Annotated in this window: 7 protein-coding genes and 1 pseudogene; 7 read left to right on the forward strand and 1 reads right to left on the reverse strand. The window is 69.5% G+C overall.

Going from position 1 to position 10,553, the window contains the following annotated elements:
• The first annotated feature begins 111 nt into the window (after window positions 1–111).
• From ACQPZW_RS01105 to ACQPZW_RS01125, 5 genes are all read left to right on the forward strand, one after another.
• Window positions 112–4,506: a HAMP domain-containing protein gene (locus ACQPZW_RS01105; protein WP_433792993.1), complete on the forward strand. Its 4,395-nt coding sequence runs from the start codon at window positions 112–114 to the stop codon at window positions 4,504–4,506.
• Between the two features lie 61 nt (window positions 4,507–4,567).
• A complete protein-coding gene (locus tag ACQPZW_RS01110) occupies window positions 4,568–5,116 on the forward strand; it encodes a response regulator (protein WP_433792994.1) in 549 nt (182 codons plus the stop codon).
• A gap of 144 nt (window positions 5,117–5,260) precedes the next feature.
• Window positions 5,261–6,742: a pectate lyase gene (locus tag ACQPZW_RS01115; RefSeq protein ID WP_433792995.1), complete on the forward strand. Its 1,482-nt coding sequence runs from the start codon at window positions 5,261–5,263 to the stop codon at window positions 6,740–6,742.
• A 61-nt stretch (window positions 6,743–6,803) separates the two neighbouring features.
• Window positions 6,804–7,316, forward strand: a complete 513-nt coding sequence (locus tag ACQPZW_RS01120) for a SigE family RNA polymerase sigma factor (protein WP_433792996.1) — start codon at window positions 6,804–6,806, stop codon at window positions 7,314–7,316.
• Window positions 7,313–8,074: a hypothetical protein gene (locus ACQPZW_RS01125; RefSeq protein ID WP_433792997.1), complete on the forward strand. Its 762-nt coding sequence runs from the start codon at window positions 7,313–7,315 to the stop codon at window positions 8,072–8,074. Before ACQPZW_RS01120 ends, ACQPZW_RS01125 begins: the two co-directional genes overlap by 4 nt.
• A gap of 36 nt (window positions 8,075–8,110) precedes the next feature.
• Here the strand turns inward: ACQPZW_RS01125 and ACQPZW_RS01130 are convergent, their stop codons facing one another.
• The gene (locus ACQPZW_RS01130) at window positions 8,111–8,437 is read right to left on the reverse strand and encodes an STAS domain-containing protein (RefSeq protein WP_433797370.1); all 327 of its coding nucleotides are present in this window, start codon (window positions 8,435–8,437) and stop codon (window positions 8,111–8,113) included.
• A gap of 125 nt (window positions 8,438–8,562) precedes the next feature.
• On the opposite strand from ACQPZW_RS01130, the gene hemL reads away from it, so the two are divergent.
• On the forward strand, window positions 8,563–9,906 hold the full coding sequence (gene hemL, locus ACQPZW_RS01135) for a glutamate-1-semialdehyde 2,1-aminomutase (RefSeq protein ID WP_433792998.1): 1,344 nt from the start codon (window positions 8,563–8,565) through the stop codon (window positions 9,904–9,906).
• Window positions 9,903–10,553: pseudogene (locus ACQPZW_RS01140) on the forward strand (histidine phosphatase family protein); the annotation flags it as partial. The gene hemL and the pseudogene ACQPZW_RS01140, both read left to right, overlap by 4 nt.

The raw sequence follows: 10,553 nt of genomic DNA on the forward strand, positions 1-10,553 counted from the left end.
CATGCATCCTCTCCCGTCGAAGGGTGGATGCACAAAGTCGTGTCTCGCATTGACCCGGTCGGGCGAGAGAGGATAGGGAGCCCCCGGCGATAGACAGCGAGTGAGGACAGCATGACTGCGGCTAAAGAGGCCAGCGTCGGCGTGCCCGACGAGACCGTTCTGCTCGGTGAGCTCGCTGACGCGTTGCGTCGCGTACGCCGTGGCGATCTGAAGGTCCGGCTTCCCCGGCGGAGTGGCATGGCCGGCGCGGTGGCGGAGGCGTTCAACGAGGTCGTGTCGCTGCAGGAGCGGCAGAACCTGGATCTGCGCCGGATAAGCCGCATCGTCGGGCGGGACGGCCGGCTCACCGAGCGGCTCGACGAGGAGGGGCTGGACGGCTCCTGGGAGGACAGCGTCCGCTCGGTCAACTCGCTGATCGACGACCTGGCCCGGCCCACCACCGAGATCTCCCGGGTGATCGTGGCGGTGGCCGAGGGCGACCTCTCGCAGCACATGGCCCTGCAGATGGACGGCCGCCCGCTGCGCGGTGAGTTCCTGCGGATCGGCCGGACGGTCAACACGATGGTCGACCAGTTGTCGTCGTTCGCCGACGAGGTGACGCGGGTGGCCCGCGAGGTGGGCACCGAGGGCGAGCTGGGCGGTCAGGCCGACGTGCGCGGTGTGGCCGGCACCTGGAAGGATCTGACCGACTCGGTGAACACGATGGCGTCGAACCTGACGCACCAGGTGCGGTCGATCTCGCAGGTGGCGACGGCGGTGGCCCGCGGCGACCTGTCGCAGAAGATCACCGTCTCGGCCCGGGGCGAGGTGGCCGAGCTGTCCGACACCATGAACGGGCTGACCGACACGCTGCGGCTCTTCGCCGAGCAGGTGACGCGGGTGGCCCGTGAGGTGGGCACCGAGGGCAAGCTGGGCGGCCAGGCCGACGTGCCGAACGTGGCCGGCACCTGGAAGGACCTCACCGACTCGGTGAACTCGATGGCGTCGAACCTGACGAGCCAGGTGCGCAACATCGCCCAGGTGTCGACGGCGGTGGCGAAGGGTGACCTGTCGCAGAAGATCACGGTGGCCGCGCAGGGTGAGATCCTGGAGCTCAAGGACACCGTCAACACGATGGTCGACCAGTTGTCGTCGTTCGCCGACGAGGTGACCCGGGTGGCCCGTGAGGTGGGCACCGAGGGCCGGCTCGGCGGTCAGGCGCAGGTCCGTGGCGTCTCCGGCACCTGGCGTGACCTCACCGAGAACGTGAACCAGCTCGCCGCGAACCTGACCGCCCAGGTGCGCAACATCTCGCAGGTCTCGACGGCGGTGGCCAAGGGTGACCTGTCGCAGAAGATCACGGTCGACGCGCGCGGTGAGGTCCTCGAGCTGAAGAACACCGTCAACACGATGGTCGACCAGTTGTCGTCGTTCGCGGACGAGGTGACGCGTGTCGCGCGCGAGGTCGGCTCGGAGGGCAAGCTGGGCGGACAAGCCCAGGTCAAAGGCATTTCTGGTACGTGGCGCGACCTCACCGACAACGTCAACTACATGGCGTCGAACCTGACCAGTCAGGTGCGGAACATCGCGTCGGTCACCACGGCCGTGGCCAAGGGTGACCTGTCGCAGAAGATCACCGTCGACGCGCGTGGCGAGATCCTGGAGCTCAAGTCGACCGTCAACACGATGGTCGACCAGCTGTCGTCGTTCGCCGACGAGGTGACCCGGGTGGCCCGCGAGGTGGGCACCGAGGGCAAGCTCGGCGGTCAGGCCCAGGTGCGCGGGGTCGCCGGCACGTGGCGTGACCTGACCGACAACGTCAACTCGATGGCGTCGAACCTGACGAGCCAGGTGCGCAACATCGCCCAGGTGTCGACGGCGGTGGCCAAGGGTGACCTGTCGCAGAAGATCACGGTCGACGCGCAGGGCGAGATCCTGGAGTTGAAGAACACCGTCAACACGATGGTCGACCAGTTGTCGTCGTTCGCCGACGAGGTGACGCGGGTGGCCCGTGAGGTGGGCTCGGAGGGCAGCCTCGGCGGTCAGGCCCAGGTGCGTGGCGTCGCCGGCACGTGGCGTGACCTGACCGACAACGTCAACTACATGGCGTCCAACCTGACGGCCCAGGTCCGTAACATCGCCTCGGTCACCACGGCCGTCGCGAAGGGTGACCTGTCGCAGAAGATCACGGTCGACGCCCGAGGCGAGATCCTGGAGTTGAAGAACACCGTCAACACGATGGTCGACCAGCTGTCGTCGTTCGCCGACGAGGTGACACGAGTCGCGCGCGAGGTCGGCTCGGAGGGCAAACTCGGCGGACAAGCCCAGGTCAAGGGCGTTTCCGGTACGTGGCGCGACCTCACCGACAACGTGAACCAGCTCGCCTCCACCCTGACCATCCAGCTGCGCGCCATCGCCGAGGTGTCCACCGCGGTGACCCGCGGTGACCTGACGCAGAGCGTCGCGGTCGAGGCGCAGGGCGAGGTCGCCGAGCTGAAGGACAACATCAACCGGATGATCGTCACGCTGCGCGACACCACGAAGGCGAACGCGGAGCAGGGCTGGCTCGACTCCAACCTCGCTCGCATCGGCGGCCTGTTGCAGGGCCAGCGTGACGTCGGCGAGGTCTGCCGCATGATCATGACCGAGGTGACGCCGCTGGTCGACGGCCAGCTCGGCGCGTTCTTCCTGGTCGACAACGAAGAGGCGGTCATGCGCCTGCGGCTCAACGCCGCCTACGGCTACGTCGCCCGGGACCACGACGTGATCTTCGGGCCGGGGGAGGGCCTGGTCGGTCAGGCCGCGGTCTCCCGCCGGACCATTCGGGTACGCGCCACCCACGACGGCATACTGACGATGCGCTCCGGGCTGCTCGCGATGCCGCCGAACGACCTGGTCGTGCTGCCCGTCCTGTTCGAGGGCGAGATGCTCGGCGTGATCGAGTTCGCGTCGGTGGCGGCGTTCTCCGGGCTGCATCTGACGTTCCTGGAGCGGCTGGTTGCGACGATCGGGATCGCTCTCAACACCATTCAGGCCAACCGGCGTACGGAGGAGTTGCTCGCCCAGTCGCAGCGGCTGGCCCGGGAGATGCAGGACCAGTCGGCCGAGCTGCAGCGCACCAACGCCGAGTTGGAGGACAAGGCGAAGCTGCTCAGCGACCAGAAGGCGAACATCGAGCTGAAGAACCGGGAGATCGAGCTGGCCCGGCTCGGCCTGGAGGAGAAGGCGCAGCAGCTGTCGCGGGCGAACACGTACAAGTCGGAGTTCCTCGCCAACATGAGCCACGAGCTGCGGACCCCGCTGAACTCGCTGCTCCTGCTGGCCCGGCTGCTCGCCGACAACACCGAGCGCAACCTGACCAGTAAGCAGATCGAGTTCGCCAAGACCATCCACAGTGCCGGCTCGGACCTGCTGTCGCTGATCGACGACATCCTGGACCTGTCCAAGATCGAGGCCGGCCGGATGGACGTCGAGGCGGACGTGGTCGACTTCGACGGCATCCGCAGCTATGTCGAGCAGGCGTTCGTGCCGCAGGCGGAGATCAAGGGCCTGGACTTCCGGGTGGACGTGGCGCCCGAGTTGCCCGACTCGATCGTCACCGACCCGCAGCGTCTGCAGCAGATCCTGCGCAACCTGCTGTCGAACGCGGTGAAGTTCACCGACAACGGCTCGGTGACGCTGAGCATCTACTCGACCCCGCTGGACTCGGGCGTCGACGCGCCCCCGCTGCTGCACTCGGCGCAGCAGGTGGTGGCGTTCGCGGTGTCCGACACCGGCATCGGCATCTCCGACGAGAAGCTGGCGCTCATCTTCGAGCCGTTCCAGCAGGCCGACGGCACCACCACCCGCAAGTACGGCGGCACCGGCCTGGGCCTGTCGATCAGCCGCGAGTTCGCGGCCCTGCTCGGTGGCACCATCGCGGTCTCCTCGGTGCCGGGTGAGGGCTCGACGTTCACCCTCTACATGCCGGAGGCGCTGACACCGGACGCGATCCCGATGCCGGTGCTGCCGCCGGTGCCGGCGAAGGCGGTCTCGGTGCGCTCGGCGGCCTCGCTGGGCCTGCCGCTGATGGAGATGCCGCCGCGGGTGGAGGAGAAGCCCGCGGTGAGCCCGGCCGGCCGGAAACTGGAGGGTGTCACCGTCCTGATCGTGGACGATGACGTGCGTAACGTCTTCGCCCTGACCAGTGCCCTCGAGATGCATGGACTCAACGTGCTGTACTCGGACAACGGGGTGGACGGGGTTCGGATCCTGGCCGAGCATCCGGAGATCGACATCGTGCTGATGGACGCGATGATGCCGGACCAGGACGGCTACGAGACGACCAGGGGAATTCGGCGCAATCAGCGTTTCCGGGACCTACCGGTAGTCTTCCTGACGGCGAAGGCGATGCCGGGTGACCGGGAGTCGGCCCTCGCGGCCGGGGCGAGTGACTACATCACCAAGCCGGTCGACCTGGACGAGCTGATCGAACTGATGGACCGCTGGGTGAACGCGGAGGGAACCGGAGCCCCCGAGGAAGGCTGAAACCGGCCGGAACGGGGTAGCGCCATGGGAGGGAAACTACCGGTGGGTGAGGTGAGCACGGGTGGGTGAGCGTGCCAAGGCGCTGCTGGTCGACGACCGGCGGGACAACCTGCTGGCCCTGGAGGCGATTCTCCAGGGCCTGCCCGTGACAGCGGTCGCCGTGGAGAGCGGCGAGGCCGCCCTCAAACAGTTGCTCACCGACGACTTCGCGGTGATCCTTCTGGACGCGCACATGCCCAACATGGACGGCTTCGAGACGGCGAGCCACATCAAGCGCCGTGAACGCACCAGGCACGTGCCGATCCTGTTCCTCACCGCCGCCGACCGGGACGCCCAGTTGGCCCTGCGCGGTTACGCGGTCGGTGCCGTCGACTACCTGACCAAGCCCTTCGACCCGTGGGTGCTCCGGGCGAAGGTCTCCATCTTCGTCGAGCTGTGGACGAAGAACCAGCAGCTCAAGTCGCAGGCCGAGGCGTCCAAGGAGCGCGAGGCCCAGTGGCAGCGGCTGACCGGGACGGTCGACGAGGCCGCCCGGGTGCTGCGGGCCGGCGGCGAGCAGGCCGCCACCGAGGCTCTCGACCTGCTGGAGAAGGCCCGCTGGGGAGACTGATCCCAGTTCAAATGTGACCTGGGTCACTACCGGCAACCTTGCTGGGCAGCCGCACCACTACCGGGGCGTGATCGCTTATCATGCGACGTCCGCCGTCACGACGGTGGCCTCATCCCCCTGAGTAGGAGCAACATGCGGCACGCAATGCCCAGCGCGACCCCGAGCCGGCGGCGTCGTCGTCTGGTGGCCGGTCTCGGCGCGGCCGGTGCGGCCGGCGCCGTCACCGCGCTGGTCGCCATCCTCGTCCCGTCCGCCTCGGCCAGCACGCTTTTCAGCGACGACTTCGAGAACGGCGCCGGCAACTGGTCGAAGTCGGGTGGCACCTGGTCCGTGGTCTCCGACGGATCCAAGGTCTACAAGCAGGCCAAGGTCGACAGCGAGCTCGCCCGGGTCTTCGCCGGCGAGGCGTCCTGGACCGACTACTCGGTCGAGGCCAAGGTCAAGGGGCTCGACCTCAGCAAGGGCCTGGCCGGTGTCGCAGCCCGGGCCAGCGGCTCCTCCACGATGTACCGGCTCGCCCTCACCTCGGCCGGCAAGGCCGAGCTGCAGTCGGTCAAGGGCAGCGCGGTCACCGTCCTCGGCTCGGCCGCGGTCGCTGACCCGGCCGCCTGGCACACCCTGAAGGTGGACGTCTCCGGCAACAGCGTCACCGGTTACGTCGACGGCGCCAAGATCGCCTCCGGCGCGGGCTCGCTGACCGGAACCGGCCGCATCGGCCTGGTCACCAGCTTCGCCTCGGCGGAGTTCGACGACGTCGCCGTGAACCCACTGGGCGCCGCGGCTCCCACCTCGGCGGCCGCGACGGCGACCGCCACCAGGACGGCGACGGCGAGCCCGACCGCGAGCGCCTCCAAGACGGCGAGCGCGAGCCCGACGCCCACCAAGACCGCCGGCGCGACGCCGAAGCCGACCGCGACGGCCACCCCGGCCCCCACCAGCCCGTCCACCGCGTGGCCGAAGGCGGCCGGCGAGAAGCCGGTCACCGCCACCATTCCGGTCTCCGGCACGCTGGACGGCGGCAACGTCCGCTACTTCGGCAGCGGCGCTCTGGGTGGCGACGGTCAGGACGAGGGCCAGGACCCGCTCTTCAAGCTCGCCGACGGCGCGGTCCTGAAGAACGTCATCCTCGGCGCTCCGGCCGCGGACGGCATCCACTGCTCCGGCTCCTGCACGCTGATCAACGTGTGGTGGGAGAACGTCGGCGAGGACGCGGCCACCTTCAAGGGCGGCGCGTCGGCGGCGTACACGGTGGACGGTGGCGGCGCCAAGGGGGCCGACGACAAGGTCTTCCAGCACAACGGCGGTGGCACGCTGACCATCAGGAACTTCCAGGTCGAGGACTTCGGCAAGCTCTACCGCTCGTGCGGCAACTGCTCGACCCAGCACAAGCGTGCGGTCGTCGTGCAGAACGTGGTCGCCACCGCCCCGGCCGGCAGCCTGGTCGGCATCAACACCAACTTCGGCGACACCGCGAAGATCTCCGGCGTCACCGTGATCGGCAAGAAGAGCCTGGACATCTGCGTCAAGTTCACCGGCAACAGCTCCGGCAAGGAGCCGACCAAGATCGGCAGCGGCCCGGACGGCGTCAACTGCCTCTACAACGAGTCCGACATCACCTTCAAGTGATCGTCCGTGGCCGCCGGCGGCTCTTGCCGGCGGCCACGGCCCGCGAACCACAGGGATGCTGATGCGTGACGCCGCCTTCCGCGAATACTTCGAGCGCCACCACGACTCGATGTCCCGGCTCGCCTACCTGATGACCGGTGAGGCGGAGATCGCCGACGACCTGGCCGCCGACGCTCTCACCGAGGTGTGGCGGCACTGGGACCGGGTCACCGCGGCGGACGATCCGGCCGCCTACGGGCACGGCATCCTGATGAACCTGGCCCGCAACTGGGTCCGGCGGCGAAGCCGGGAACGGCTGCTCGCCCTGGAGCCTCTGCGCCGGGCCCTCGACCCGGACGTGTCGGCCGTCGTCGACGTGCGCGGCGCGTTACGGCGGCTCCCGCACCGGCGGCGGGCCTGCGTGGTCCTGCGCTACTCGTTCGACCTCTCCGAGAAGGAGGTCGCGACGATCCTCGGCATCTCGGTCGGAGCGGTCAAGAGCGCGACCTCGCGCGGCGCCCGGCAACTCGCGGAACTACTCGGCGGCAGCAGTGTCGCCCTCGCACGAATCGACGGTTGGGAGGCGGCGCGATGACGCTCATCGAATCAGAGCTGCGCGCGGCACTGCGCGCCGAGGCGGCGGCGCACCGTCCCGACCGGGAGGCGATGCTCGACCGGGTCACCCAGGCCGCGATGCGCAACAAGGGGCCGCGCTTGCGGATCACCGGCGCTGCCATCGCTGTCGCAGCGGTCCTGGGCGGTGGAGGCTTCGCCCAGTGGGCGGTCGCCGGAGACGGCGATCCCCGCCCCGAGCCGGGCCCGAGCGTGATCGTCTCGATGTCACCGACGCCGAGCGTGGCACCCTCGCTCAGCGCGACCGGGCCCACGGTGAAGCCCAGCAAGCCGTCCCGATCGCGGCAGTCCAGCCGGTCGCCGAGCCCGTCCGCCTCCTCCGCCGGCACGACCACGGCCCAGGGGGCCCTGTGGTCGGACGGCTCGGTCGCCCCGGACGGCGGCTCCCAGGGCAGCAGCGTGGTGACGGTGACGACGAGCGAGCGGCTCACCGCCCTCGAGGTGACGATCCGCCTCGACCGTACGGACGGGCTGGCGGCGCGCGGTGGCAGCCAGCAGGTGCCGGGGGCCAGCGTGACCAGCACGGTCATCGAGGAGCCGGGGGCGTACGCCTACCGCTTCGTGCTCTCCTCCGGCGACACCCTCGACCCGGGGACGTACACGTTCGCCGCGCGGTACACCCATCCCGAGGGCGGCCGTGATGCCGGTCGCGACTCCTACGCCGCGGCGGCCACGACCGAGGGCGGTGCGGCGCCCACGGTCAGCGGCGACTTCCGCTGAGACGTCCCCCGGCCGACGGGATCCGGTCGGGGGAGCTCAATTCGTGCTGATCATCAGGGCCGACCGCAGGCCCGTGATGTCGAGCACACGCATGAGGAAATCTCCGACGTTCGCCAGAGCCAGAACGATCTGCGCGTGCTGTGCTTTACGACTCAGCACCACCAGCGTGCCGAGGCCCTGAGAGTCACAGAACGTGACCCCGGACATGTCGAGCACAATGCGATTGAGCTGGTCATCGACCACCAACTCGTTGACGACCGTGGACAACTCGGTGACCGTGAGCACGTCGATCTCCCCGGCGAGCTGAATCGTCACCTCGTCGGGTGCGCGCTGAACCGTGATGGACAGCTCGGGTCGCTCCACGCCGGTCAGCCTATCCTCTTCGGGGCGAATCAGCCCGTCCGGCACGGTCAGACCAGGTGCTGGGCGGAGATCATCCGGTGACGTGAGGAACCCTCTCGCAATACTCGTTCCATGCCGCTGACAGAATGGGGACCGCTGTGACCACGACATATCCCACCGTGGGACTTCCGTACCCGGAGGACGCCCCGGTCTCCCAGGCCCTGTTCGACCGCGCCCAGGCCATCGTGCCGGGCGGGGTGAATTCACCTGTGCGTGCTTTCCGTGCGGTCGGCGGCACACCCCGGTTCATGGCCTCGGGCTCCGGCCCCTGGCTCACCGACGTGGACGGGCGGCGCTACGTCGATCTGGTCTGCTCCTGGGGCCCGCTGATCCACGGCCACGCGCACCCCGCGGTGATCGAGGCGGTGCAGAGGGCCGCGGCCCTCGGCACCAGCTTCGGCACACCCACGGCCGGCGAGGTCGACCTGGCCGAGGAGATCGTCCGGCGCACCTCGATCGACGAGGTCCGCCTGGTCAACTCGGGCACCGAGGCGACGATGACCGCGATCCGGCTGGCCCGTGGATTCACCGGCCGGTCCAAGGTGGTGAAGTTCGCGGGCTGCTACCACGGCCACGTGGACGCGCTGCTGGCCGCGGCCGGGTCCGGCGTGGCCACGCTCGGCCTGCCCGACTCGCCCGGCGTCACGGGGGCGGCGGCGAGCGAGACGATCGTCCTGCCGTACAACGATGTCGCCGCCGTCGAAGCCGCCTTCGCCGCCGAGGGTGGCGAGATCGCCGCGATCATCACCGAGGCGGCGCCCGGCAACATGGGTGTGGTCACCCCCGGTGACGGTTTCAACGAGAAGCTGGCCGAGATCGCGCACCGGCACGGCGCCCTGCTCATCATCGACGAGGTGATGACCGGCTTCCGGGTCTCCGCCGGCGGCTGGGCCGGGCTGCACCCGGTCGACGCCGACCTGTTCACCTTCGGCAAGGTGATGGGCGGCGGCCTGCCCGCGGCGGCGTTCGGCGGACGCCGCGAGATCATGTCCCGGCTGGCCCCGGCCGGCCCGGTCTACCAGGCCGGCACCCTCTCCGGTAACCCGCTGGCCTGCGCGGCCGGCCTCGCCTCGCTGCGGCTCGCCGACGAGGCCACCTACCAGCGGCTGGACGAGTTGGCCGCCACGATCGGCTCGCTCTGCGCCGGCGCGCTCGCCGCCGAGGGAGTGCCGCACCGGCTGCAGTACGCCGGCAACATGTTCTCGATCTTCTTCACCGACACCGAGGTCGTCGACTACGACGCCGCGAAGACGCAGAACGCGGCCGCGTTCAAGGCGTTCTTCCACGCCATGCTGGCCAACGGCGTCTACCTGCCGCCGAGCGCCTTCGAGTCATGGTTCGTGTCGACGGCGATCGACGATGCAGCGCTGGAACAGATCGCCGCCGCGGCGCCGCTCGCGGCCCGAGCCGCCGCGGGGGAACAATCGTGAGTGAGCCGACCAGGACCACCGTGCACGTGCTGCGGCACGGCGAGGTCCACAACCCCGCCAAGATCCTGTACGGCCGTCTGCCCGACTTCCACCTCTCGGAGCTGGGCAACCAGATGGCGAAGGCGGCGGCCGAGGTGCTGGCCGGGCGGGACATCACGCACGTGGTGGCCAGCCCGCTGGAGCGCGCACAGGAGACGGCCGCCCCGTTCGCCGCCGAGTTCAAACTGGACATCGCCTCCGACGTGCGCCTGATCGAGAGCGCCAACTACTTCGAGGGCAAGCGTGTCTCGGTCGGTGACGGCGCGTTCAGCAACCCGCGGCACTGGTGGGTGCTGCGCGACCCGATCACCCCGTCGTGGGGCGAGGCCTACCTGGTGATCGCGCAGCGGATGTTCGCCGCCGTGCAGGCCGCCCGGGTCGCCGCCGAGGGGCACGAGGCGGTCTGCGTCTCGCACCAGCTGCCGATCTGGACGCTGCGCCGCTACGTCGAGGGCAAGCGCCTCTGGCACGATCCGCGTAAGCGCGAGTGCGGACTCGCCAGTCTCACGTCGTTCCGTTTCGAGGGATCGAAGGTGGTCGGTATCGACTACTCGGAGCCCGCGGCCCACCTGGTCGCCATGTCAGCGACGGCCAAGACCGCCAAGGGG

The sequence above is a fragment of the Actinoplanes sp. CA-252034 genome (genome assembly GCF_050956125.1).
Lineage (GTDB): Bacteria > Actinomycetota > Actinomycetes > Mycobacteriales > Micromonosporaceae > Actinoplanes.

Coding starts and splice junctions, on each gene's coding strand:
- ACQPZW_RS01105 (WP_433792993.1), top strand. CDS start 112: ATGACTGCGGCTAAAGAGGCCAGCGTCGGCGTGCCCGACGAGACCGTT.
- ACQPZW_RS01115 (WP_433792995.1), top strand. CDS start 5,261: ATGCCCAGCGCGACCCCGAGCCGGCGGCGTCGTCGTCTGGTGGCCGGT.
- ACQPZW_RS01120 (WP_433792996.1), top strand. CDS start 6,804: ATGCGTGACGCCGCCTTCCGCGAATACTTCGAGCGCCACCACGACTCG.
- ACQPZW_RS01125 (WP_433792997.1), top strand. CDS start 7,313: ATGACGCTCATCGAATCAGAGCTGCGCGCGGCACTGCGCGCCGAGGCG.
- hemL (WP_433792998.1), top strand. CDS start 8,563: ATGGGGACCGCTGTGACCACGACATATCCCACCGTGGGACTTCCGTAC.